We start from the raw sequence: 24,196 nt of genomic DNA, 5'->3' as shown, positions 1-24,196 counted from the left end.
TCTGCACTCTAGGACGCGCACACCTTGCTGCGGCAGTCAGGGCTTATATCGGGCTGAGTTAAGCGTTATGCTTCATTCATGTCGTCTTCAGTCGTGGCCTGCATCGTCGACCTCGTCGGCTCGCGCCGCCAGGGGGACCGTCGCGCCGTCCAGCGCGCGCTCGACGAGGCGCTCGCGCACGTCAACCGGGTCGCTCCCGGGCTCGAGCCGCTCGCCCCGACGGTCGGCGACGAGTGCCAAGGGGTCTTCCCCGACGTCGCCGCGGCGCTGCGCGCGTCGCTGCTGCTGCGTCTGGCCCTGCCCGGCGAGCTGGACTGCCGGGTCGGCCTGGGCGCGGGCACGGTCGAGGACGTCGGTGCCGGGCCGTACGGTCGGCTCCAGGACGGTCCGGCATGGTGGGCCGCCCGCGACGCCATCGTCGAGGCCAAGCGCCGCGAGTCGGGACGGTTCCGCTCGCTGCGCTCCTGGTACGCGGTGGGCGAGGACGCGCCGCAGGCCCCGCCGGCCGACGTCGTCAACGCCTACCTGCTGTGCCGCGACCAGCTCGTCGGCGGAATGAACGAGCGCGCACGCCGCATCCTCGCCGGCGTGCTGGAAGGACGGACCCAGGTGCAGATCGCCCAGGACGAGCAGGTGTCGCAGTCGGCCGTGTCCCAGTCGTTGCAGCGCTCGGGCGCGGTGGCCGTGCTCGGTGCCGCTGAGCTGCTGGGGGCCCGATGACGCTCCTCGCCCTCCTGCTCGCCGCCCTCGGCGCCGCCGACCTCGTCCGCCCGCGCGACCGGGTCGTGCCGCCGGCTGCCGCCGTCCGTGCGGTGCTCGTGGCCGGTGCCGTGACGCTGGTGCTCACCACCGGGCTCGGGCTCGGCGTGCACGTGCTGTGGCTCGTGCCGCTGGCCATGGCCCTGACGGCCGCCTGGGTGCTCACGACCCCGGTCGCCGCCGGGGGCAGCGCCTACCCGTGGCCGTTAGTCGGCCTGCTGGCCTGCGCCGCGCTCGCCCTGGCCGTGCCGTCGCCGGCGACGGGCGACGGCTGGCTGCTGCGCTGGTACGACGGGCTCGACCTGCCGGCACTCGCCGGCGTCGACGCCGCGCACGCCCTGCTCGGCGCGGCCGTGCTCGTGCACCTGGTCGGCACGTCCAACGTGCTGGTGCGCATGGTGCTCACCGCCACCGGCGCCGAGGTCATCGCCCAGGAGCGCAGCCTCCAGGGCGGGCGCGTGCTGGGCCCGATCGAGCGCATCCTGCTGTTCGCGATGGCCCTGGCCGGCGAGTACGGAGCGCTCGCGGCGGTCGTCGCGGCCAAGGGCATCCTGCGGTTCCCCGAGATCTCGCGCGACGCCCCCGGGCACGCCGCCGAGTACGTCCTGGTCGGCAGCTTCGTGAGCTGGGCGTCCGCGCTCGTGCTCGTGCCGCTGTTCTGATGCCATGCTGGGCCGCATGGCCCCGCTGCCACCGGCCCGGCACCTGCTGCGGGCCCAGGACTTCGCCACGGCGCACCACCACGAGCCGATCACCGTGGCCGACATGGCCGCGGCCGCCGGGCTGTCGCGCTCGCACTTCACCCGGGCGTTCACCGCGACCTTCGGCCTGACGCCCGGCGCGTACCTGCAGAGCCGCCGGCTGGAGCGGGCCGCGTCCCTGCTGCGCCGCACCGACCACCCGGTCGCCCGGGTGTGCGCCGAGGTCGGCTTCAGCAGCGTCGGCACCTTCACGACGGCGTTCGGCCGCGCGTTCGGCGTCACGCCCACGGCGTACCGTGCGGCCCACCCGCCCGCGGGCACCTGGGCACGGGTGCCGGCGTGCGTGCTCGCCGCCCGGCGGCCGGGGCCGGTCAGCCGCGTGCAGGACAGCACACGGGAGGAAGACGCCGCCCCCGCGTGACTCCTAGCGTGGTCGTACCACCTCGACGAAGGAGACGACATGCACATCGCCGCGACCCAGCTGTGGGTCCACGACCAGGACGTGGCCCTGGACTTCTGGACGACCAAGGTCGGCATGCAGGTCCGCGAGGACGTGACCGTCCCGGAGATGGGGAACTTCCGCTGGCTGACCGTCGCCCCGCCCGGGCAGGAGGACGTCGCCATCGTCCTCATGGCCGTGCCGGGCGAGCCGATGCTCACCGACGCCGGACGCCAGGAGGTGCTCGACCTCGTGGCCAAGGGCCTGGCGGGCACCGCGTTCCTGACCGTCGCCGACTGCCGCGCCGCGTACGAGGAGCTCGTGGTCCGCGGCGTGGAGTTCACCGAGAAGCCCGAGGAGCGTCCGTACGGCGTCGACTGCGGCTTCCGCGACCCGTCCGGCAACAGCGTCCGCCTGACCGAGCCGCGGCCCATGACCTGACGGCGTCCCACCATGGCGACACCCCGCGCCCGGGCGTGTCGCCCCGGCGTACGCTGTGACGCATGGCGCAGACCCCCGACAAGCCCCAGATCGACATCAAGCCGCGCAGCCGCACCGTCACCGACGGCATCGAGGCCACGGCCTCGCGCGGCATGCTGCGAGCCGTCGGCATGGGCGACGACGACTGGGAGAAGCCCCAGATCGGCGTCGCGTCCAGCTGGAACGAGATCACCCCGTGCAACCTCTCGCTCGACCGGCTCGCCAAGGCGTCCAAGGTCGGCGTGCACGCGGCCGGCGGCTACCCGCTGGAGTTCGGCACGATCTCGGTCTCCGACGGCATCTCGATGGGCCACGAGGGCATGCACTTCTCGCTCGTGAGCCGTGAGGTCATCGCCGACTCGGTCGAGACGGTCATGATGGCCGAGCGCCTCGACGGCTCGGTGCTGCTGGCCGGTTGCGACAAGAGCCTGCCGGGCATGCTCATGGCCGCCGCCCGGCTCGACCTGGCCAGCGTCTTCCTCTACGCCGGCTCGATCATGCCGGGCAAGGTCGACGGCGAGGATGTCACCCTCATCGACGGCTTCGAGGGCGTCGGCGCCTGCATGAAGGGCCTGATCAGCCGCGAGCAGCTGGACAAGATCGAGCGCGCGATCTGTCCCGGCGAGGGCGCGTGCGGCGGCATGTACACGGCCAACACGATGGCGTCCGTGGCCGAGGCGATCGGCATGAGCCTGCCCGGCTCGGCCGCTCCGCCGGCGCCCGACCGCCGCCGTGACGGCTTCGCCGAGGCGTCCGGCCAGGCGGTCGTCAACCTGCTCCGCCAGGGCATCACCGCCCGCGACATCATGACCAAGAAGGCGTTCGAGAACGCCATCGCCATCGTCATGGCGCTCGGCGGCTCGACCAACGCCGTGCTCCACCTGCTCGCCATCGCGCGCGAGGCCGAGGTCGACCTGACGCTCGAGGACTTCACCCGGATCGGTGACAAGGTCCCGCACCTGGGCGACCTCAAGCCGTTCGGCAAGTACGTCATGTACGACGTCGACCGCGTCGGCGGCATCCCGGTCATCATGAAGGCCCTCCTGGACGCCGGCCTCATGCACGGCGACACCCTCACGGTCACCGGCAAGACCATGGAGGAGAACCTCGCCGACCTCGACGTGAAGCTCGACGGCGACGTCATCCGTCCGCTCGACCGCCCGATCCACCGCAACGGCGGCATCACCGTGCTGAACGGCTCGCTCGCCCCCGGCGGCGCGGTCGTCAAGAGCGCCGGCTTCGACACCGACGTCTTCCGCGGCACCGCCCGCGTCTTCGACGGCGAGCGCGCCGCCATGGACGCGCTCGAGGACGGCACGATCGTCGCCGGCGACGTCGTGGTCATCCGCTACGAGGGCCCCAAGGGCGGTCCGGGCATGCGCGAGATGCTCAAGATCACCGGCGCCATCAAGGGCGCGGGCCTGGGCAAGGACGTCCTGCTGCTCACCGACGGACGCTTCTCCGGCGGCACGACCGGCCTGTGCGTCGGCCACGTGGCGCCCGAGGCGGTCGACGGCGGTCCCATCGCCTTCGTCCGCGACGGCGACCCGATCGTCCTGGACGTGGCCAACAAGCTGCTCGAGGTCGAGGTCGACCCCGACGAGCTCGAGGCGCGCAAGGAGGGCTGGGAGCCGCTGCCCCCGCGCTACACCAAGGGCGTCCTGGCCAAGTACCGCAAGCTCGTCGGCTCCGCCTCCGACGGCGCCGTCCTGAGCTGACGCACGCGGTGGGGGAGTCGCCCGACGCGCCGGTCTTCGCGACCCGCTGGGACCTGCTGCTGGCGTGGGTGCTCATCGGCGTCGACCGGGCTTCGGGCGTCTTCTCGGGCAGCGAGCCCGAGCCCGGCCGTCAGGCCGTGTGCGTCTGGACGAGCGAGGCCGCCATCACCGAGGCGCTGCACGTCGAGTCGTGGGACGTCCGGCAGATCACGGTCCGTGACCTCGTCGCCATGCTGCCGGCGGGCATCGGCCTGCAGGTCGACCCCCGGCTCCCGTCGGGCCTCACGCTTCCGGCCGACGACGTCGCGGCGCTGCGCGGGCTCGTGACGCCGTTCCCGCCGGGTGCAGCGGCCCTCCACGCCTGGACCGGGCCCACCGGCGCGGTCCGCGACGCCCTCGTCGCTGCGGCCGCCGGTCGCGTGCGCGAGCTGCGGGCGTTCGGCTACACCGTGGGCGACAGTCCGGTGCTCGGCTGCCTGGCCCACGACGCGTCCGCCGAGGACGCCGACGCGGTCGGCGCCGCGCTCGAGGCCGCGCTGTCGGCCACGACCGACCCGCGGGCGCTGGGCGTCCCGACGGTGGACGTCGTCCGGCTCGACGACGTGCCGACGGCGCTGCGCGGGCAGCTGGGCGACGAGCACGCGCTGCTGCGTGAGCGCCCCCCGCCGGCGCTGGTGGCGCTGAGAGCACCGTCGCCGGCCGGAGCACCGTGCGCGGCGTGGGACAATGGGGCGACCCCCGTTCTCCTCACCGTGCTGGACCCATGACTCTGACGAACGACGCCGCCGACCCGCAGGCGCAGATCGACCCCGCCGACCTCGAGACCGCGCTGCGCGTGCTCGCCACGGCCGGAGCCCTCGACCCCGACGACCCCGCCTACGTCGCGCTGCGCCGCGCCACCGGCGGGTTCTTCAAGGACGCCAAGCGCGAGCGGCGCAAGTCCAAGCGCGAGCAGGTCCAGGCCGCCGACCGGGCCGTCGTCGAGAGCACCGCGACGGGCTCCGCCCAGCGCATCGACGACGAGACGGCCGGCATCCCGCTGACCTCCAGCGCGAAGGGCGCCGTCGCCGGCGAGCTGCTCGTGCCGCGCGGCTGCTACATGTGCAAGGCCAAGTACACGACGGTCGACGCCTTCTACCACCAGCTGTGCCCCGAGTGCGCCGCGCTGAGCCACGCCAAGCGCGACGCCCGCACCGACCTCACCGGACGCCGGGCGCTGCTCACCGGCGGCCGGGCCAAGATCGGCATGTACATCGCCCTGCGGCTGCTGCGCGACGGCGCGCACCTGACCATCACGACGCGGTTCCCGCGCGACGCCGTCCGCCGGTTCTCGAGCCTGCCCGACAGCGCCGAGTGGCTGCACCGGCTCAAGGTCGTCGGCATCGACCTGCGCGACCCCGGCCAGGTCATCGCCCTGGCCGACGAGGTCGCGTCCGAGGGCCCGCTCGACATCCTCGTCAACAACGCGGCCCAGACCGTCCGGCGAACGCCCGGCGCCTACGCCCCGCTCGCCGAGGCCGAGAGCACCCCGCTGCCCGCCGGCCCCAAGCCCGCGCTGGTGACGTTCGGCCACACGTCCGACCTGCACCCGGCCGCGCTCATGGGCTCGGTCGACGCGCACCCGGTGCTGGCCGGCGACGCGATCACCGCCGAGCGGCTCACCGAGGAGGCGATGACCGCCGGGTCGGCCGACCTCAGCCGCATCGACGCCGGGGGACTGGTGCCGGACGTCGTCGACACCAACAGCTGGGTGCAGAACCTCGGCGAGGTCTCCGAGCTGGAGCTGCTCGAGGTGCAGCTGTGCAACCAGACCGCGCCGTTCATCCTCATCACCCGCCTGCGTGCGGCCATGGCCGCGTCGCCGCACCGCCGCACGTACGTCGTCAACGTCTCGGCGATGGAGGGCCAGTTCGCCCGCCGCTACAAGGGGCCCGGCCACCCGCACACGAACATGAGCAAGGCCGCGCTGAACATGCTCACCCGCACCAGCGCCGGCGAGATGCTCGAGACCGACGGCATCCTCATGACCGCCGTCGACACCGGCTGGATCACCGACGAGCGTCCGCACACCACCAAGGTGCGGCTCGCCGAGGAGGGCTTCAAGGCCCCGCTCGACCTCGTCGACGGCGCCGCGCGCGTGTACGACCCGATCGTGCGCGGCGAGGCGGGGGAGGACGTGCACGGCGTCTTCCTCAAGGACTACGCACCGCACCCCTGGTGATGTCCACATGGCGGACTTTCCGTCTCATTACTTGACCAAGTGACGCCGGAGGGGCGAAGATCGGAGACGTGCACGCCCACGTCCTCGTAGTACTTCGCTAGACGCGCCGGTCGGTTCGACCGTCGCGTCTTCCCTCAGCGCCCACGTCCGGGCCGGGGGCTTTTTTTATGCGAGGGTCCGGACACCACACCAACCGATAGGCACGCATCATGACCAAGCAGCTCGACGAGCAGATCACCGGGGCCCAGAGCCTGGTGCGCGCGCTCGAGCGTGCCGGGGTGGACACGATCTTCGGCATCCCCGGCGGCGCGATCCTCCCGGCGTACGACCCGCTGTTCGACTCCAGCATTCGCCACGTCCTGGTCCGCCACGAGCAGGGCGCGGGCCACGCGGCGCAGGGCTACGCGATGGTCACCGGACGCGTCGGCGTCTGCATGGCCACGTCCGGCCCCGGCGCGACGAACCTCGTCACCGCCATCGCGGACGCGTACATGGACTCGGTCCCGATCGTCGCGATCACCGGCCAGGTCGCCAGCGGGTTCATCGGCACCGACGCCTTCCAGGAGGCGGACATCCGCGGCATCACGATGCCGATCACCAAGCACAGCTACCTGGTCACCGACGCGGCCGAGATCCCGCGCGTCGTGGCCGAGGCGTTCCACATCGCCGGCACCGGCCGTCCGGGTCCCGTGCTGGTCGACGTCTCCAAGGACGCGCTGCAGGCCCTGACGACCTTCGAGTGGCCCACCGAGCTGGCGCTGCCCGGCTACCGGCCCACGACCAAGCCGCACGGCAAGCAGGTGCGCGAGGCCACCCGGCTCCTGCTCGAGGCCGAGCGCCCCGTGCTGTACGTCGGCGGCGGCGTCATCAAGGCCGACGCCTCGGCCGAGCTCAAGGTGCTCGCCGAGATGGCGCAGATCCCCGTCGTGACCACGCTGACCGCGCGCGGCGCGTTCCCCGACTCCCACCCGCTGCACATGGGCATGCCCGGCATGCACGGCACGGTGGCGGCGGTCGGCGCGCTGCAGCGGGCCGACCTGATCGTGTCGCTCGGCGCCCGGTTCGACGACCGCGTCACCGGGAACCTGGACTCGTTCGCGCCCGACGCGAAGGTCGTCCACGCCGACATCGACCCGGCCGAGATCTCCAAGAACCGCATCGCGGACGTGCCGATCGTCGGCGACGCCCGCGAGGTCATCGCCGACCTGGTGGTCGCGCTGCAGAAGGCGTCCGAGGAGGACGACGAGCGCGGCGACTACACCGCGTGGCGCGAGTTCCTGGCCGTGATCAAGGCGCGCTACCCGGTCTCGTACGACAAGCCCGACCACGGCCTCGCGCCGCAGACCGTCATCGAGCGGCTCAGCGCGATCGCCGGCCCGGAGGCCACCTACGTCGCCGGCGTCGGCCAGCACCAGATGTGGGCGGCGCACTACGTGTCCTACGAGCGTCCGCGCCAGTGGCTCAACTCCGGCGGCGCCGGAACCATGGGCTACGCCGTGCCGGCCGCCATGGGCGCCAAGGCGGCGCTGCCCGACGGCGTCGTGTGGGCGATCGACGGCGACGGCTGCTTCCAGATGACCAACCAGGAGCTGGCCACCTGCGCGATCGAGGGCATCCCGATCAAGGTCGCCGTCATCAACAACTCCTCGCTGGGCATGGTGCGCCAGTGGCAGACCCTGTTCTACGAGGGCCGCTACTCCAACACCGACCTCAACACCGGGCCGGAGTCGATCGGCGCCCGCCGCATCCCGGACTTCGTGAAGCTCGCGGACGCCTACGGCTGCGTCGGCCTGCGCTGCGACTCCGAGGCCGACCTGGACGCCACGATCGAGAAGGCCATGGCGATCAACGACCGCCCGGTGGTCATCGACTTCGTCGTCGAGCGCGACGCCATGGTCTGGCCGATGGTCGCCGCCGGCACCAGCAACGACGAGATCAAGATCGCGCGGGACCTCGCGCCCGAGTGGGAGGACGACGACCTGTGACCGGACAGCAGCACACCCTCAGCGTCCTGGTGGAGAACACGCCCGGCGCGCTCGCCCGCGTGTCCAGCCTGTTCATGCGCCGCGGCTTCAACATCGAGTCGCTGGCGGTCGGCCCGACCGAGATCCCGGAGATCTCGCGCATGACGATCGTGGTCAGCGTCGACGAGATCGCCCTGGAGCAGGTGACCAAGCAGCTCAACAAGCTGGTCCACGTGCTCAAGATCGTCGAGCTCGAGCCGACGTCCGCGGTCGAGCGCGAGCTCGTCCTGATCAAGGTGAAGGCCGACGCGCAGACCCGCGGGCAGGTGCTGGAGACCGTCCAGCTCTTCCGCGCCAAGGCCGTCGACGTCGCCACCGACTCGATCACCATCGAGGCCACCGGCGACAGCGGCAAGATCGCCGCCATGCTGCGCGTCCTCGAGCCCTTCGGCATCCGCGAGATCGTCCAGTCCGGTCGCGTCGCGATCGGTCGCGGCTCGCGTTCCATCACCGACCGGACCCTGCGCGCCGTCCCCGGCACGCAGGCCGGCTGAGACCACCCCTACACACAAGGAGACACATCCCGTGGCCGAGCTCTACTACGACGACGACGCCGACCTCAGCATCATCCAGGGCAAGAACGTCGCGGTCATTGGCTACGGCAGCCAGGGCCACGCCCACGCGCTCAACCTGCGCGACTCGGGCGTCGACGTCCGCATCGGCCTGAAGGAGGGCTCCAAGAGCCGCGCCAAGGCCGAGGCCGAGGGCCTGTCGGTCCTCACCCCCCGCGAGGCCGCGGAGGAGGCCGACGTCGTCGTGATCCTGGCTCCGGACCAGGTCCAGCGGACGCTGTACGCCGAGGAGATCGCGCCGGCACTGACCGAGGGCGACACGCTCGTGTTCGGCCACGGCTTCAACATCCGCTACGGCTACATCGAGGCGCCCGAGGGCGTCGACGTCGTGCTCGTCGCGCCGAAGGCCCCGGGCCACACGGTGCGCCGCGAGTTCGTCGCCGGGCGTGGCATCCCGGACATCATCGCCGTGGAGAAGGACGCCTCCGGCAAGGCCTGGGACCTCGCGCTGTCGTACGCGAAGGCGATCGGCGGCACCCGCGCCGGCGTCATCAAGACGACGTTCACCGAGGAGACGGAGACCGACCTGTTCGGCGAGCAGGCCGTGCTCTGCGGCGGCATGTCGCACCTCGTGCAGGCGGGCTTCGAGACGCTGACCGAGGCCGGCTACCAGCCCGAGATCGCCTACTTCGAGGTGCTGCACGAGCTCAAGCTCATCGTCGACCTCATGTGGGAGGGCGGCATCGCCAAGCAGCGCTGGAGCATCTCCGACACCGCCGAGTACGGCGACTACGTCTCCGGCCCGCGCGTCATCGACGCCTCGGTGAAGGAGCGCATGAAGGAGGTCCTCGGCGACATCCAGAACGGTGCCTTCGCCGAGCGCTTCATCGCCGACCAGGACGCCGGCGCGCCGGAGTTCAAGGAGCTGCGCGAGAAGGAGGCCGGCCACCCGATCGAGGCGACCGGCAAGGAGCTGCGCGCCCACTTCGCGTGGCAGCAGACCGACGCGGACTACACGGAGGGCTCGGCCGAGCGCTGATCCCGCGGACGTGACAGGGCCCGCCACCGGTGACGGTGGCGGGCCCTCGTGCGTCCGGACGCTGCTACGGTGACGTCCGAACGGCCGGGGTGCCCCACCGACGGGGCTGAGATCACACCCGCACACCTGATTCGGTTCGTACCGACGGAGGGAGCCCGATGACTGTCACGTCCTTGTCCACCGACGTCCTCACGCGCGTGCGCGAGCGGTCGCCGCTCGTGCAGTGCCTGACCAACTACGTCTCGATGGACCTGGCGGCGAACCTGCTGAACGCGGCGGGCGCGTCGCCGGCGATGGTCCACGACGAGCGGGAGGCGGCCGAGATGGCCGGGCTCGCGTCGGCCGTCGTGGTCAACATCGGCACGTTGAGCCCGCCCTGGGTGGCCGGCATGCACGCCGCGGCGTCGGTCGCGGCCGAGCGCGGCATCCCGTGGGTGCTCGACCCGGTCGCGGTCGGTGCGACGGCCTACCGCCGCGAGACCGCCGCCGCCCTCATGGAGCTGCGCCCGACGGTCGTGCGCGCGAACGCGAGCGAGGTCGTCGCGCTGGCGACGGCGACGGGAGCCGGACGCGGGGTCGACGCGACGCACGAGTCGACGGCGGTCGTCGAGGACGCCCGGGCGCTGGCCGCGTCGGCCGGCACGGTGGTCGTCGTGAGCGGCGCGACCGACGTCGTCACCGACGGCGAGCGCGTCGTGCTCGTCCGCGGCGGCGACCCGCGGATGCCGCTGATCTCGGCGCTCGGCTGCTCGGCCACCGCCCTCGTCGCGGCGTGCTGCGCGGTGGCCGACGACGCCGTCGACGGGTCCGTCGCGGCCATGGCCGCGCTGGCGGTCGCGGGGGAGCGGGCCGGTGCGCTCTCGGCCGGACCCGGCACCCTGCGCGCGCACCTGCTCGACGAGCTGGCCGCGCTGGACGCCGAGCGGCTCGCCGAGGCGGACGTGCGGTGACCCCGGACGTCTCGCTGTACCTGGTGACGGAGCCGCGCGACGACCTCGACGCCGTGGTGACCGCCGCGGTCGACGGCGGCGTGACGCTCGTGCAGGTGCGCGACAAGCACGCGTCCGGCGACCAGCTCGCCGCGGACGTGCGACGGCTGCGCGAGCGGCTGAGCGGACGGGTCCCGGTCGTGGTCAACGACGACGTGGACGCCGCCCGACAGGCCGACGGCGTCCACGTGGGCACGTCGGACACGACGCCGGCGCAGGCGCGCGCCGTCCTCGGGCCCGACGCCATCGTCGGCTGGTCGCTCAACGACCTCGCCCAGCTCGACGACGAGGAGCAGCTGGCCGCGTGCAGCTACGTCGCGGTGAGCCCGTTGTGGCCCACCCCGACCAAGCCCGACCACGAGACGCCATGGGGCCTGGACGGCCTGCGCCAGGTGGTGGCACGCGTGGCCGGACGTCTGCCGGTGGTCGTCATCGGCGGCATCGGCCCCACCGAGGCGCTCGACGCGGTCGCGGCCGGGGCCGACGGGGTGGCGGTGGTCAGCGCCATCACCCGGGCGGACTTCCCGGCGACGGCGGCGCGCGCCCTCGCCGAGGCCGTCGTCCGCGGGAGGGCGGAGCGATGAGCGTGCCGGTGGTGCTCTCGGTCGCCGGGTCCGACCCGTCCGGCGGGGCCGGCGTCCAGGCCGACCTCAAGACGATGGCCGCGCACGGCGTCTACGGTGCGGCGGTCCTCACCGCGCTGACGGCGCAGAACACCCACGGCGTGCAGGGCGTCCACCCCGTGCCCGCCGACTTCGTCGAGCAGCAGCTGCGCAGCGTGCTCGGCGACCTCGACGTCGTGGCGGTGAAGATCGGCATGCTCGGCGACCCGGCCGTCGCCGAGCGCGTCGCCGACGCGCTGGCGGCGCACGCGGTGCCGCACGTCGTCCTCGACCCGGTCATGGTCGCGACGTCCGGGCACCGGCTGGTCCCGGAGGCGACGGTCGAGGTGGTGCGGGACCGGCTCCTGCCGATCACGACCGTGGTCACGCCGAACGTCCCGGAGGCCGAGGTGCTCGCCGGCGTGGCCGTGCGCAGCGTCGACGACCTCGGTGCGGCCGGTGAGCGGCTGCGGACGCTCGGAGCCCGTGCGGCCCTGGTCAAGGGCGGGCACCTGGAGGGGCCCGAGAGCGTCGACGTGGCGCTGCTCGCCCGGTCGGCGGTCGGCGCGGTCGAGGCCGAGCGCTCGCTGCACACGGGAGAGCTGGGGGAGCGGGGCGTGGACGTCACCGCCGTCGAGCCGTCGCCGACCTGCCGGGCGTACACCGGGTTCCTCGCCGAGGCCGCCGCGCAGGCGCCGTTCGACGTGGCGCTGGCCGCCGTCGTGCCCTGCTTCCGGGTCTACGCCGAGGTCGGCCGCGTCGTGCACGCGGGCCGGGCGACGGGTCCGCACCCGTACGCGGCGTGGATCGACACGTACGCCGACCCGGCCTTCGACGCCGCGGTCACGGACGTCGAGCGCCTGCTCGACCGCGTCGCCGGCGACCCGGCCGGACCGCTGCTCGAGGCCTACGGCCGGGCGACGCGGTTCGAGTGGATGTTCTGGGACGCGGCCTGGCGCGGCGAGCGCTGGCCGGTCCCGGCCTGATCAGACGACGAGGAACAGGCCGAACGCGGTCGGCACGAGCGAGAGCAGGATCCAGACCGGCGACCACAGCCGGGCGCCCAGGATGAACCGGCAGCCCGCGTACTGGATGAGCGCGACGACGCCGGACATGACGACCAGCCCGATCGCGTCGCCGTGCCGGCTCTGCCCGTCCACGATGTGCCCGACCACGATGAGCCCGATGACGCCGTGGATCGTGATGACGAAGAAGCCGATCGCGGCGACCCGGCGACGGACCTTGTCGAGGGCCTTCATCTCGCGGGCGACGTCGCGCGTGCCGCTGGGCTCGGTCGTGCCGGCCCCTGCTGGATGACGCTCGCTCATGCCTGGACCTCCGTGGATCGGGTGCGACCGGCGAGGTCGCGCAGGATGCGGTTGACGTCGGCGAGGTCGCCGACGTCCATGCCGAACGTCTCCAGCATGCGCGGCGGCACCTCCAGCGCCCGCTCGCGCAGCGCGCGTCCGGCGTCGGTGAGGTGCACGAGCACCAGCCGCTCGTCGTGGCTGGCCCGGCGGCGCTCGACGTGGCCGTCGCGCTCGAGCCGCTTGACCAGCGGGGTGAGCGTGGCGGGCTCGAGGCTGAGCCGCGTGGCGAGCTGACCGACGCTGACGCCGTCGCCCTCCCACAGCGCGAGCATCACCAGGTACTGCGGGTGGGTCAGGCCGAGCGGGGCGAGCACCGGACGGTAGGCCGCCACGACCTCGCGGGCCGCGACGGTGATCGCGAAGCACACCTGCTCGTCGAGCGACAACGGATCGTTCGTGGACACATCATTAGTGTACGAAGCGATCCTGAGGCTCAGGCGATCAGGTCGATCGGCGCCCGGCCCGCGGCGGCCGGACGCGCCCCGCGGGCCGTCACCTCGTCCCAGGCGTCGCGCAGCCGGCGCACCGCCTCGGTGACGACCGCCTCGCCCTGCGTGTAGGGCAGCCGCAGCCGGGTCTCGCCGCCGGCGTGGGCGTGGAAGCGAGGGCCCGGCGTCAGCAGCAGGCCGTGCCGCTCCGCCGCGGCGACGAGCGGGGTCGAGACGCGCTGGGGCAGCTCGGCCCACACGTTCAGCCCGCCCGCGGGAGGGTCGGCGACCAGCATCGGCAGCTGCGCGGCCAGCTCGGCGACCAGGTGGTCGCGAGCCGCCCGCGCGGTCTCGCGCCGGTGGTCGGCGTCCGCCCCGTCGCCCTGCAGCAGCTGGGCCAGCACGAGCTGCTCGAACGCCGACGAGCCGAGGTCGAGCGTCATGCGGCGCTGCAGCACCGGCGTGACCAGGTGCCGCGGCAACCGGGCCCACCCGATGCGCAGCCCGCCCCAGAACTCCTTGGACGCCGACCCGACCAGCACGGCGCGCGAGTCGTACGTCGCGAAGGACGGCGGGAGCTCGACCCGGTCCAGGTTCACCTCGCGCAGCGACTCGTCCACCACGGGCAGCACGCCGTGCCGGCGCAGCAGCCGGGCCCACGCCACGCGGGTCGGCTCGTCCATCACCGCCGCCGTGGGGTTGTGGAAGTCCGGGATCAGGTAGGCCATCGCGTGCCGCGTGCGGCCCAGCAGCGCCGTGAGCGCCTGGACGTCCCAGGGGTGCTCGGTGACCGGGAGCGGCGCGAGCCGCCCGCCGCTGGCGACGATCGCGTCGTACGCGTGCGGGTACGACAGCCCCTCGACGACGACGCGGTCGCCCGGCGACAGGAACGTCCGGAAGGTGAGCGACAGCGCGCCCATGGCGCCGTTGGTGACCACGACCTGCTCGGGGTCGGTGGGCAGGCCCTGGCGGCGGTACCGCTCGGCCAGCGCCTCGCGCAGCACCGGCAGCCCGTCGGGCAGGTAGCCGGTGGTCGCCAGCAGCGCGGGCAGCTGCTCCTGGGCGGCGGCGAACGCGCGGGCCAGCCCCGGCGGGCCGGCCGGCGCGGAGTAGGTCAGCGCGATGGTGCCGGGCGAGGACGGCGCGGTGATGAGCGAGCTGACGTGCGACTCGCTCGGCGGCAGCTGCACGACGCTGCCGGACCCGCGTCGCGAGCGCAGCACGCCGCGGTCGCGCAGCTCGGCGTACACCCGGGCGGTCGTCGTCCGGCTGACGCCGAGCGCCACGGCGAGGTCCCGCTCGCTGGGCAGCCGGGCCCCGTCGGCCACGCGGCCGTCGACGACGAGCAGCCGGATCCGCTCGGCCAGGTCGGCGTAGGCGGGGGAGCGCAGGGGCCCCGCGCCGAGGAGCGTCGCGAGCCGGGCGGCGGGCACGAAGGACGTCATGGGTCCAGTGTGTCGGAATTGGCCATCGAGTCGAGGGCCAATCCGCGACACGGTGGCCTGCATGATGCTGTTCCTGCTCCTCGTCCCCGTGGTCGTGGCCGTGCTGGTCGCGACGGTCCGTGCCCTGGCCGGCGACGGCTACGGGCACCGCGCCGCGCCGGCGCGGCTCCAGGACGAGAGGATCGTCCGGTGACCCTCCGTCTGCTCCGCCTCGTCGTCGGCCTGTGGCTGTACGGGGCCACGATGGCCCTGCTCGTCGAGGCCGGCCTCGGGCTCGACCCCTGGGACGTCCTGCACGAGGGCCTCGCGCACCGCCTGCCGCTGACCTTCGGCCAGGTCGTCATCGCCGTCGGCGTCGTCGTCATGCTCGCCTGGATCCCGCTGCGTCAGCGCCCGGGGATCGGCACGATCCTCAACATCGCGCTCATCGGCATCGCCGCGGACGTGACGCTGGCCTGGCTGCCGACGCCGGACGTCCTGGCGGTCCAGGTGCTGATGCTGCTCGGCGGCGTCGTGGGCAACGCGCTCGCCGGGGCGCTGTACGTCGGCGCGAACCTGGGCACCGGCCCGCGGGATGGTCTCTGGGTCGGCATCTCGCGCCGCACCGGGCTCAGCGTCCGGCTGGTGCGCACCGGCCTGGAGGTGACCGTGCTGGTGATCGGCTTCGCGCTCGGCGGGACGGTCGGCGTCGGGACGGTCGTCTACGCGCTGGCCATCGGGCCGCTGGTGCAGCTGTTCCTGGGCCTGACGACGCGCTCAGCGCCGGGTGGCGATGAGCAGCGAGGCGTCGGGGTCGATGAGCATCTCGACGGCGGCGAAGCGCTCGTCGGTCAGCCACCGCTCGCGGACGGTGTCGACGCGTCCCTCGATGATCGGCGGCCAGAACGCTGACGGCACGAAGTCGTCGAGCACGACGATGCCGCCGGGCTCCATGAGGTCGGCGACGAGGTCGAGGTCGTTCATCACCTCGCGGATGTCGACGAACAGCAGCGCGAACGGCGCGTACTTCTCGAGCACCGACCAGTCGCCGGAGACGACCTCGACGTTGTCGGTGGCCGCGAAGATGTCCTGGACGTCCTCGGCGAGCGTGGGGTCGAGCTCGGCGGTGACCACGCGGGCGCCGGAGGCCGCGCCGCTGGACAGCCAGGCCGAGCCGACGCCGCAGCCGGTGCCGAGCTCGGCGAGGGTGCCGGACTTGGCCGCCGCGAGGGTGGCCAGCAGGCGTCCGGTCTCGTGCCGCGTCGAGGTGATGAACCCGCGCTGGCGGGACAGGTCGAGGGTCGCGGACACCAGGTCGGGCAGCTCGGTCGGGGCACTCACCGGGCCAGTCTCACACGTCCGCGCGGCACGGGGTCGGCCGGAGCCGGACGTGAGACACGTCACGAGACGGTGCGCATCGGCCCGTCCGCCGGGCTATGGTGGCCGCATGCGGAAGCAGCGAGTAGTCGCCTGCCGCGGCAGGGCCTCCTAAAGGGCCACACCCTGCCGCGGTGCTCGTCGATGGCTCGACCGCTCCGCCGCAGGCTCGCCGCACCGCAACCCGGTCCGGCCGAACACCTCCTCGGTTTCACCAGAACCCCGGCACCCCGGCCCTGAGCGGTCGTCATCACGACGAGACCGCCGTCCTGATCTGCCACGTACCGAGGAGAACTGCCATGAACCGTCCTGACCTGGAATGGGGCCCGGCCCACCTGCGCGACGAGCGCGACGACCTGCTGGCCGAGCGCCCCGACGACAACTGATCCAATCCGTGAGACGCCGGTTTCACATCCTGAGATTGGACGTCCTAGGATGACGCCATGACCCGCACCTACTCCCTGGCCGTCGTGCCCGGCGACGGCATCGGCCCCGAGGTCACCGCGCAGGCGCTGCGCGTCCTCGACGTGATCGCCCCGGACCACGGCCTCGCCTTCGACCGCACCGAGTACGACCTCGGCGCCCGCCGCTACCACGCCACCGGCGAGGTGCTGCCGGACGCCGTGCTCGGCGAGGTCCGCGGCCACGACGCGATCCTGCTCGGCGCCGTCGGCGACCCGAGCGTGCCGTCGGGCGTCCTGGAGCGCGGTCTGCTGCTCAAGCTCCGCTTCGAGCTCGACCACTACGTCAACCTGCGCCCGAGCAGGCTCTACCCGGGCGTCGCCACGCCGCTGGCCGACCCCGGCGAGATCGACTTCGTGGTCGTGCGCGAGGGCACCGAGGGGCCGTACGTCGGCAACGGCGGCGCGATCCGCGTCGGCACGCCGGCCGAGGTCGCCACCGAGGTCAGCCTCAACACCGCCTTCGGCGTGGAGCGGGTCGTGCGTGACGCCTTCGCCCGCGCCCAGGCGCGTCCGCGCCGGAAGCTGACGCTCGTGCACAAGAACAACGTGCTCGTGCACGCCGGCCACCTGTGGAGCCGCACGGTGGCGACCGTCGGCGAGGAGTTCCCCGACGTCACCGTCGACTACCTGCACGTGGACGCCGCGACGATCTTCCTGGCCACCGACCCGGCCCGCTTCGACGTGATCGTCACCGACAACCTGTTCGGCGACATCCTCACCGACCTGGCCGCCGCCATCACCGGTGGCATCGGCCTGGCCGCGAGCGGCAACGTCAACCCCGACCGCACGGCGCCGAGCATGTTCGAGCCCGTGCACGGGTCGGCGCCCGACATCGCCGGCCAGTCGAAGGCCGACCCGACCGCGGCGATCCTGTCCGGTGCCCTGCTGCTGGACCACCTCGGCCACCCCGAGGCGGCCGCCGAGATCGAGCGGGCCGTCGAGGCCGACGTCGCCGCCCGCACGGACGCTGCCGGACCGCGCAGCACCGAGGAGGTGGGGGAGGCCATCGCGGCGCGCGTGGCCGAGGGCGTACCGGCGTCCTGACGCCGCCCCTCCATCCCCCGAACCCAAGGACGCACTACCGTGAACGCCATGTCCACCACCGGTCTTCCGGTCCGTTTCGAGCCCAACCCGCTCGCCCGGACTGAGCACGAACGCAGCACGATCCTCGCCGAGCCCGGCTTCGGCAAGCACTTCACCGACCACATGTTCCTGGCCGACTGGACGCCCGAGGAGGGCTGGCACGACGCCCGCGTCGTGCCCTACGGGCCGCTGCTGCTCGACCCCGCCGCGGCCGTCCTGCACTACGCCCAGGAGATCTTCGAGGGCCTCAAGGCGTACGCGCACGAGGACGGCTCGGTGTGGACGTTCCGGCCCGAGGAGAACGCCAAGCGCTTCCAGCGCTCGGCCGAGCGCCTCGCGCTGCCCGAGCTGCCGGTCGACTGGTTCGTCGGCTCGATCAAGGCGCTCGTCGAGGCCGACCGGGCCTGGGTGCCCACCGGCGGCGAGACCAGCCTGTACCTGCGGCCGTTCATGTTCGCCTCCGAGGCGTTCCTGGGCGTCCGGCCCTCGCTGAAGGTGACCTACGCGGTCATCGCCTCGCCGGCCGGCGCCTACTTCAGCGGTGGCGTGCACCCGGTGTCGATCTGGCTGTCGGAGAACTACACGCGCGCCGCGGTCGGCGGCACAGGAGCGGCCAAGTGCGGCGGCAACTACGCCGCCAGCCTCAAGCCGCAGATGGAGGGCGCCGCCCACGGCTGCGAGCAGGTCGTCTTCCTCGACCCGGTCGAGCGCAAGTACGTCGAGGAGCTCGGCGGCATGAACGTGTACTTCGTCCAGGCCGACGGGTCGATCGTCACCCCCGAGACGAGCGGCACGATCCTCGAGGGCATCACGCGCGAGTCGCTCATGCAGCTGGCCCGCGACCGCGGCCACGAGGTCGTCGAGCGTCCGGTGAGCATCGACGAGTGGCGCGAGGGCGTCGCCGACGGCTCGATCACCGAGGTCTTCGCCTGCGGCACCGCGGCGGTCATCACGCCCATCGGCCGGCTCAAGTGGGACGGCGGCGAGGTCGTGACCGGCGACGGCACGACGGGCAAGGTCACCGCCGACCTGCGCGCCGCGCTGGTCGACCTCCAGTACGGCCGGGCGACCGACGACCATGGTTGGATGCAGAGGATCGACGTCTAGCCTCCGGGCTGATCCTCGGGGGAGGCGTCGTCGCGACAACGCCGTCGACCCCGGAGGTGACCCCTCCGGCTGAAGGGAGATCCTGCGATGGACTCGGCCGTCCGCCTCGAGCACGACCTGATCGGTGACCGGGAGGTCCCCGCCGACGCCTACTGGGGGGTGCACACCCTCCGGGCGCTGGAGAACTTCCCGATCACCGGCATCCCGATCGGGACGGCGCCGTTCCTGGTCGAGGCGCTCGCGTCGGTCAAGCAGGCCGCGGCCGAGACCAACCACGACCTGGGGCTGCTGGACGACGAGCGGCACGCCGCGATCGTCCAGGCCTGCGAGGACATCCGCGGCGGGGCGCTGCGCGACCAGTTCGTCGTCGACGTCATCCAGGGCGGTGCCGGCACCTCGACGAACATGAACGCGAACGAGGTCATCGCCAACCGCGCGCTGGAGATCCTCGGGCACCCCAAGGGCTCGTACGCGGTCGTCCACCCCAACGAGCACGTCAACCTGAGCCAGTCGACGAACGACGTCTACCCGACGGCGGTCAAGATCGCGCTCATCTTCGCCACGCGTTCGCTGCTGGAGGCCATGGAGGTGCTCCAGGCCAGCTTCGCGCGCAAGGCCGAGGAGTTCCACGACGTCCTCAAGATGGGCCGCACGCAGCTGCAGGACGCCGTGCCCATGACGCTGGGTCAGGAGTTCGGCGCCTACGCGGTGATGATCGCCGAGGACCGCAGCCGTCTGCAGGAGGCGGTGATGATGCTGCACGAGATCAACCTCGGCGCCACCGCCATCGGCACCCAGCTCAACGCCCCGACCGGCTACGTCCCGACGGCGTGCGCGCACCTGTCGCGCATCACCGGCCTGCCGCTGGTGAGCGCCGTCGACCTCATCGAGGCCACGCAGGACTGCGGCGCCTTCGTGCACGTCAGCGGCGTGCTCAAGCGGGTCGCCGTCAAGGTCAGCAAGATCTGCAACGACCTGCGGCTGCTGTCGTCGGGGCCCCGCGCCGGCCTCAACGAGATCAACCTGCCCGCCGTGCAGGCGGGGTCGAGCATCATGCCGGGCAAGGTGAACCCGGTCATCCCGGAGGTCGTCAACCAGGTCGCGTTCCAGATCATCGGCAACGACGTCACCGTGTCGATGGCGGCCGAGGCCGGCCAGCTGCAGCTCAACGCGTTCGAGCCGGTCATCGGCTACTCGATGGCCGCCGGCCTGGCCCGCCTGCGCGAGGCGATGCTCGTCCTGGCCGAGCGCTGCGTCGACGGCATCACCGCCAACGCCGAGCTGTTGGCCCGCGAGGTGGCCGACTCGATCGGCCTGGTCACCGCGCTCAACCCGTACATCGGCTACGCCGCGGCGACCGAGGTCGCCAAGGAGGCGCTGCTCACCGGACGCGGCGTCGCCGAGCTCGTGCTGGAGAAGGGCCTCATGGACGCCGACCGGCTCGCCGAGGTGCTGCGTCCGGAGGTGCTGGCCAACCTGGCGCCGCGCGAGAGCGCCCAGCACGGCTGACGCCGGACGCGTCGCTCAGGCGAACAGCGCCGTCGCGGGGTCGTCCGCGAGCTCGACCACGAGCTCGTGGGCGTCCTCGGCGTAGTCGATCAGCAGGGCGACGCGCCGCTCGGACGTCGTGCTGGCCGCGTCCGGCTCGGCGTAGCCCTCGGCGATGTCGCGCAGCGTGACGGCGGCCGGCCCGACCGGGTCGTGCGCCGGCCACTCGGCCAGCAGCCGGCTGACCAGCCCCACCGCGACGGCGTCGAACATCGGCCGGCGCGCGTCGTCCACGCCGACCAGGCGCACCTCCGGCAGCCCGAACGCCTCGAGCCCGTGCGTGGCGACGTCGTCCGGACGGGTCGGGTCGACGTCGAACGCGAACCACTGCGTGACCGCCCCGGGACGAGCCTGCGGCTGGACGACGCGCGGCACCTGCAGGTCGAGCACGAGGCCGTCGTGCGCGTCGGCCAGGGCGAGCGCCTCGGCCCGCAGCCGTCCGGTCTCGCGGCGGGCGTCGGCGGGGGCGTAGGTGCCGCTCACCAGGAGCCGGGCCGGACGGGCGCGGACCTGCTCGAGCACCGCCTCGGACGTGCCGCGCAGCCGCAGCAGGCCCTCGTCGGGCAGCGGCAGGTCGTCGACGCGGTCGAGCGGCCGCTCGGTCAGGACGACGTACGCCGCCCGCACCCGGTCGGGGACGGGGACCGTCACGCGGTCGGGTCCTGGCCCACGCGCACGAGCTGCTTGCCCAGGTTGCGTCCGCGCAGCATGCCGGCGAACGCCTCGGGGGCGCTGGCCAGGCCCTCGGCGACGTCCTCGCGGTAGCGGACGCTGCCGTCGGCGATCCACTGCGTCATGTCGCGGCGGAACGCCTCGGTGTGGGTCTTGACGAACTCGTCCTGGATGAAGCCGCGCAGCGTCAGGCTGCGGGTGAGGACGGCGTTCATGAGGCCGGGCGCGCGGTCCGGGCCCTCGGGACGCTCGGTGAGGTTGTACTGCGACACCAGGCCGCACACCGGCACGCGCGCGTAGGTGTTGAGCCGGCGCAGCACCGCGTCCCACACGGCGCCGCCGACGTTCTCGAAGTACACGTCGATGCCGTCGGGGGTGGCCGCCGCGAGCTGGTCGCGGAAGTCGTCGGCCCGGTGGTCGATCGCGGCGTCGAAGCCGAGCTCGAGCAGGTGCTCGACCTTGCGCTGACCGCCGGCGATGCCGACCGCGCGGGCGCCCTTCACCTTGGCGACCTGGCCCACGGCCGAGCCGACCGGGCCGGCGGCCGCGGCGACGACCACCGTCTCGCCCGGCTGCGGGCGGCCGATCTCGAGCAGGCCGGCGTAGGCGGTGAAGCCGGGCATGCCGAGCACGCCGAGAGCGGTCGAGACCGGGGCGGTGGAGGGGTCGAGGCGGCGCGTGTGCCGGGCCGGGACGGTCGCGTACTCGCTCCAGCCCGTGTAGGCGAGCACGACGTCGCCGACCTGGCGGGAGTCGTCGCGGGAGGCGACGACCTCGCACACCGTGCCGCCGACGACGACGTCGCCGACCTGCATGGGGGTGGCGTACGACTTGGCGTCGCTCATGCGTCCGCGCACGTACGGGTCGAGCGAGAGGTAGACGGTGCGCAGCAGCACCTCGCCGTCGGCCGGCTCGGGCAGCGGGAGCGTCTGCGTCTCGAAGTCGTCGGCGACCGGCTCACCGTGCGGCCGACGGGCCAGCACGATGCGGTCGAAGGTCTGGGGCAGGGTGGTGGCATCCATGGTGCCGCCGAGTCTAGACTCGGACCCATGCAGCAGATCACGCTCATTATCGACGGGCGCGCCGGAGTCTGACCTCGACTCCCGCGCGCAGCCTCCCGCACCTCCGGGGGGCTTTTTTGTTGCACCGACCCGCGTCACGGACGCGGGCATACCCACGAACGAGGACCCGCAAGTGACCAGCGACGACTTCCACGTCTACGACACGACGATGCGCGACGGCGCCCAGCAGGAGGGGCTCAACCTCTCGGTGCAGGACAAGCTGCACATCGCCCGCCACCTGGACGAGCTCGGTGTCGGCTTCATCGAGGGCGGCTGGCCCGGCTCGAACCCGAAGGACACCGAGTTCTTCGCCCGGGCCGCCAAGGAGCTGGAGCTGCAGCACGCGACGCTCGCGGCCTTCGGCGCCACCCGCCGGGCCGGCGCGGTCGCGGCGGACGACCCGCTCGTCGGCGCGCTACGCGACTCCGGGGCGCCCGTCGTGACCCTGGTGGCCAAGAGCCACGACCGCCACGTCACCGACGCGCTGCGCACGACGCTGGACGAGAACCTGGCGATGATCCGCGACACCGTGGGCCACCTGCGCGCCGAGGGCCAGCGGGTCTTCGTCGACTGCGAGCACTTCTTCGACGGCTACCGGGCCAATCGCGACTACGCGCTGGAGGTCGTCCGGACGATCGGTGCGTCCGGCGCCGACGTGGCCGTCCTGTGCGACACCAACGGCGGCATGCTCCCGCACTGGGTCGGCGAGGTCGTGACGGACGTCCTGGACGTCACCGGCGTCCGCCTGGGCATCCACGCCCACAACGACACGGGCTGCGCGGTGGCCAACAGCGTCGCCGCCGTGCAGGCCGGCGCGACCCACCTGCAGGGCTGCGTGAACGGCTACGGCGAGCGCACCGGCAACGCCGACCTCGTGGCGTCCGTCGCGAACCTGGAGCTCAAGCTGGGCATGGACGTCGTCCCGGCCGGCTCGCTGGCCGAGGCCACGCGCATCGCCCACGCGATCAGCGAGGTCACCAACTACCCGCCGGCCGCGCGCCAGCCCTACACCGGCGTCTCGGCGTTCGCCCACAAGGCGGGGCTGCACGCCAGCGCGATCCGCGTCGACCCCGACCTGTACCAGCACATCGACCCGGCCCTGGTCGGCAACGACATGCGGCTGCTCGTCTCGGAGATGGCCGGCCGCGCCACCATCGAGCTCAAGGGCAAGGAGCTGGGCTACGACCTGGCCGGCGACACCGAGCGGCTCACGCGGGTCACCGACCGGGTGAAGGCGCTCGAGCAGGCCGGCTACACGTTCGAGGCCGCCGACGCGTCGTTCGAGCTGCTGCTCGCCGAGGAGATGGAGGGCGCCCGCCCGGCGTACTTCGAGGTCGAGTCGTGGCGCGTCCTCACCGACCACACCGGCGCCGAGGCCACGGTGAAGCTCGTCGCCGGCGGCCAGCGGGTCGTCGTGGTGGGGGAGGGCAACGGCCCGGTCAACGCGCTCGACCACGCCATGCGCCAGATCATCGAGCAGGTGTACCCGCAGGTGGGGCGCTTCCACCTGATCGACTACCGGGTGCGCATCCTGGACTCCAGCCACGGCACGGACGCCATCACCCGCGTGCTCATCGAGACCACCGACGGGCAGGACTCGTGGGTGACGGTCGGCGTCGGCGCGAACATGGTCGAGGCGTCCTGGCAGGCGCTCGTCGACGCGGTCACGTACGGCCTGCGCAAGCACGTCGGCCAGCCGGCCGACGACCAGACGTCCTAGGTCGCGGGACGGTCCATGGGGACGTGCGGGATGCCGCCGTCGTCGTAGACGTCGCCGCTGACCGCGAAGCCGAAGCCGCCGTACCACCGCTCGAGGTACTGCTGGGCGCCCAGGTGCAGCGGCCGGTCGCCCCACCGGGCGATCGCCTCGCGCAGCAGCGTGCCCGACAGGCCCTGCCCGCGGGCGTCCTTGCGGGTGCAGACGCGTCCGACGGCCACCGGGTCGACGTGCTCGAGCACCCGGACGTAGCTCGTGAGGCCGGCGTCGTCGGCCAGCCACAGGTGGGTCGTGGTGGGCAGCAGGTCGAGGCCGTCGACGTCCACGTCGTCCACGTGCTGCTCGAACGCGAACACCGCGTCGCGGATGCGCCACACCTCGTACACCTGGGCCGCGGTCAGCCGGTCGCCGCGGACGATCTCGATGGTCATGGGCAGACGCTATCCGGCAGGTGCCGTGGT

General features: G+C 73.0%; 26 protein-coding genes and 1 riboswitch. Of the genes, 19 read left to right on the top strand and 7 right to left on the bottom strand.

Annotation, left to right across the window (positions count from 1 at the left end; all coding sequences use genetic code 11):
* The first annotated feature begins 78 nt into the window (after positions 1-78).
* From E0W78_RS04035 to thiD, 13 genes are all read left to right on the top strand, one after another.
* Positions 79-720, top strand: coding sequence for a SatD family protein (locus tag E0W78_RS04035; RefSeq protein WP_131402543.1), 642 nt, complete (start codon positions 79-81; stop codon positions 718-720).
* Positions 717-1,421 (top strand): hypothetical protein, encoded by a 705-nt coding sequence (locus E0W78_RS04030; RefSeq protein WP_131402542.1) that lies wholly within the window; start codon positions 717-719, stop codon positions 1,419-1,421. Before E0W78_RS04035 ends, E0W78_RS04030 begins: the two co-directional genes overlap by 4 nt.
* Before the next feature lie 16 nt (positions 1,422-1,437).
* The gene (locus tag E0W78_RS04025; RefSeq protein WP_131402541.1) at positions 1,438-1,881 is read left to right on the top strand and encodes an AraC family transcriptional regulator; all 444 of its coding nucleotides are present in this window, start codon (positions 1,438-1,440) and stop codon (positions 1,879-1,881) included.
* 39 nt (positions 1,882-1,920) lie between these two features.
* Positions 1,921-2,340 carry a VOC family protein gene (locus E0W78_RS04020; protein ID WP_131402540.1) on the top strand — a complete coding sequence of 140 codons (420 nt, stop codon included), beginning with the start codon at positions 1,921-1,923 and terminating at the stop codon, positions 2,338-2,340.
* A gap of 62 nt (positions 2,341-2,402) precedes the next feature.
* Positions 2,403-4,097, top strand: a complete 1,695-nt coding sequence (gene ilvD, locus E0W78_RS04015) for a dihydroxy-acid dehydratase (RefSeq protein ID WP_131402539.1) — start codon at positions 2,403-2,405, stop codon at positions 4,095-4,097.
* An 8-nt stretch (positions 4,098-4,105) separates the two neighbouring features.
* Complete coding sequence (locus tag E0W78_RS04010; RefSeq protein WP_131402538.1) at positions 4,106-4,864, top strand: SseB family protein; 759 nt, start codon at positions 4,106-4,108, stop codon at positions 4,862-4,864.
* Positions 4,861-6,318 carry an SDR family oxidoreductase gene (locus tag E0W78_RS04005; RefSeq protein ID WP_131402537.1) on the top strand — a complete coding sequence of 486 codons (1,458 nt, stop codon included), beginning with the start codon at positions 4,861-4,863 and terminating at the stop codon, positions 6,316-6,318. The genes E0W78_RS04010 and E0W78_RS04005 overlap by 4 nt, the downstream gene beginning before the upstream one ends.
* A 209-nt stretch (positions 6,319-6,527) precedes the next feature.
* Positions 6,528-8,303, top strand: coding sequence for an acetolactate synthase large subunit (locus E0W78_RS04000; protein WP_131402536.1), 1,776 nt, complete (start codon positions 6,528-6,530; stop codon positions 8,301-8,303).
* Entirely contained in the window at positions 8,300-8,836 is a 537-nt protein-coding gene (gene ilvN, locus E0W78_RS03995) for an acetolactate synthase small subunit (protein ID WP_131402535.1), read from the top strand. The genes E0W78_RS04000 and ilvN overlap by 4 nt, the downstream gene beginning before the upstream one ends.
* 31 nt (positions 8,837-8,867) lie before the next feature.
* On the top strand, positions 8,868-9,893 hold the full coding sequence (ilvC, locus tag E0W78_RS03990) for a ketol-acid reductoisomerase (RefSeq protein WP_131402534.1): 1,026 nt from the start codon (positions 8,868-8,870) through the stop codon (positions 9,891-9,893).
* Positions 9,894-9,968: 75 nt separating this feature from the next.
* Positions 9,969-10,064, top strand: a riboswitch (TPP riboswitch).
* The gene (thiM, locus tag E0W78_RS03985) at positions 10,052-10,843 is read left to right on the top strand and encodes a hydroxyethylthiazole kinase (protein ID WP_131402533.1); all 792 of its coding nucleotides are present in this window, start codon (positions 10,052-10,054) and stop codon (positions 10,841-10,843) included. (Overlaps the previous riboswitch by 13 nt.)
* Positions 10,840-11,466: a thiamine phosphate synthase gene (gene thiE, locus E0W78_RS03980; RefSeq protein WP_131402532.1), complete on the top strand. Its 627-nt coding sequence runs from the start codon at positions 10,840-10,842 to the stop codon at positions 11,464-11,466. Before thiM ends, thiE begins: the two co-directional genes overlap by 4 nt.
* Positions 11,463-12,470, top strand: coding sequence for a bifunctional hydroxymethylpyrimidine kinase/phosphomethylpyrimidine kinase (thiD, locus tag E0W78_RS03975; protein ID WP_131402531.1), 1,008 nt, complete (start codon positions 11,463-11,465; stop codon positions 12,468-12,470). The genes thiE and thiD overlap by 4 nt, the downstream gene beginning before the upstream one ends.
* Here thiD and E0W78_RS03970 read toward each other — a convergent pair whose 3' ends face one another.
* Genes E0W78_RS03970 through E0W78_RS03960 form a run of 3 tightly spaced genes read right to left on the bottom strand, consistent with a single transcriptional unit; the run spans position 12,471 to position 14,727 of the window.
* Entirely contained in the window at positions 12,471-12,812 is a 342-nt protein-coding gene (locus E0W78_RS03970) for a hypothetical protein (RefSeq protein WP_131402530.1), read from the bottom strand.
* Positions 12,809-13,258 (bottom strand): MarR family transcriptional regulator, encoded by a 450-nt coding sequence (locus E0W78_RS03965; protein WP_131402529.1) that lies wholly within the window; start codon positions 13,256-13,258, stop codon positions 12,809-12,811. Before E0W78_RS03965 ends, E0W78_RS03970 begins: the two co-directional genes overlap by 4 nt.
* A 29-nt stretch (positions 13,259-13,287) precedes the next feature.
* Complete coding sequence (locus tag E0W78_RS03960) at positions 13,288-14,727, bottom strand: PLP-dependent aminotransferase family protein (RefSeq protein ID WP_165570402.1); 1,440 nt, start codon at positions 14,725-14,727, stop codon at positions 13,288-13,290.
* Positions 14,728-14,788: 61 nt separating this feature from the next.
* Between E0W78_RS03960 and E0W78_RS16945 the strand changes: the two genes are divergently transcribed.
* Positions 14,789-14,920 (top strand): hypothetical protein, encoded by a 132-nt coding sequence (locus E0W78_RS16945; RefSeq protein WP_278249416.1) that lies wholly within the window; start codon positions 14,789-14,791, stop codon positions 14,918-14,920.
* Positions 14,921-15,483: 563 nt separating this feature from the next.
* Here the strand turns inward: E0W78_RS16945 and E0W78_RS03950 are convergent.
* Positions 15,484-16,047, bottom strand: coding sequence for a class I SAM-dependent methyltransferase (locus tag E0W78_RS03950; protein ID WP_131402527.1), 564 nt, complete (start codon positions 16,045-16,047; stop codon positions 15,484-15,486).
* A gap of 170 nt (positions 16,048-16,217) precedes the next feature.
* On the opposite strand from E0W78_RS03950, the gene E0W78_RS03945 reads away from it, so the two are divergent.
* The 4 genes from E0W78_RS03945 to E0W78_RS03930 all read left to right on the top strand — a co-directional run bounded on the left by E0W78_RS03945 (position 16,218) and on the right by E0W78_RS03930 (position 20,246).
* Positions 16,218-16,469 (top strand): hypothetical protein, encoded by a 252-nt coding sequence (locus tag E0W78_RS03945; RefSeq protein WP_131402526.1) that lies wholly within the window; start codon positions 16,218-16,220, stop codon positions 16,467-16,469.
* Positions 16,470-16,526: 57 nt separating this feature from the next.
* On the top strand, positions 16,527-17,591 hold the full coding sequence (locus tag E0W78_RS03940) for a 3-isopropylmalate dehydrogenase (protein ID WP_131402525.1): 1,065 nt from the start codon (positions 16,527-16,529) through the stop codon (positions 17,589-17,591).
* A 48-nt stretch (positions 17,592-17,639) separates the two neighbouring features.
* Positions 17,640-18,737 carry a branched-chain amino acid aminotransferase gene (locus E0W78_RS03935; RefSeq protein ID WP_131402524.1) on the top strand — a complete coding sequence of 366 codons (1,098 nt, stop codon included), beginning with the start codon at positions 17,640-17,642 and terminating at the stop codon, positions 18,735-18,737.
* 87 nt (positions 18,738-18,824) lie between these two features.
* Entirely contained in the window at positions 18,825-20,246 is a 1,422-nt protein-coding gene (locus tag E0W78_RS03930) for an aspartate ammonia-lyase (protein WP_131402523.1), read from the top strand.
* A 15-nt stretch (positions 20,247-20,261) separates the two neighbouring features.
* Here the strand turns inward: E0W78_RS03930 and E0W78_RS03925 are convergent, their stop codons facing one another.
* Positions 20,262-20,936 (bottom strand): hypothetical protein, encoded by a 675-nt coding sequence (locus E0W78_RS03925; protein WP_131402522.1) that lies wholly within the window; start codon positions 20,934-20,936, stop codon positions 20,262-20,264.
* Positions 20,933-21,979, bottom strand: a complete 1,047-nt coding sequence (locus E0W78_RS03920) for an NADP-dependent oxidoreductase (RefSeq protein WP_131402521.1) — start codon at positions 21,977-21,979, stop codon at positions 20,933-20,935. The genes E0W78_RS03925 and E0W78_RS03920 overlap by 4 nt, the downstream gene beginning before the upstream one ends.
* 172 nt (positions 21,980-22,151) lie before the next feature.
* Here E0W78_RS03920 and cimA point away from each other — a divergent pair, with 172 nt between their 5' ends.
* Positions 22,152-23,738: a citramalate synthase gene (gene cimA, locus E0W78_RS03915; protein WP_131402520.1), complete on the top strand. Its 1,587-nt coding sequence runs from the start codon at positions 22,152-22,154 to the stop codon at positions 23,736-23,738.
* On the opposite strand, the gene E0W78_RS03910 is transcribed toward cimA, so the two are convergent.
* Positions 23,735-24,166, bottom strand: a complete 432-nt coding sequence (locus tag E0W78_RS03910; RefSeq protein ID WP_131402519.1) for a GNAT family N-acetyltransferase — start codon at positions 24,164-24,166, stop codon at positions 23,735-23,737. The two genes, cimA and E0W78_RS03910, sit on opposite strands and share 4 nt — an antisense overlap.
* Positions 24,167-24,196 lie beyond the last annotated feature (30 nt).

The sequence above is a fragment of the Aeromicrobium sp. IC_218 genome (genome assembly GCF_004336805.1).
In the GTDB taxonomy this organism is placed as follows: Bacteria; Actinomycetota; Actinomycetes; order Propionibacteriales; family Nocardioidaceae; genus Aeromicrobium.
This window is presented reverse-complemented; position numbering and strand designations above follow the sequence as displayed.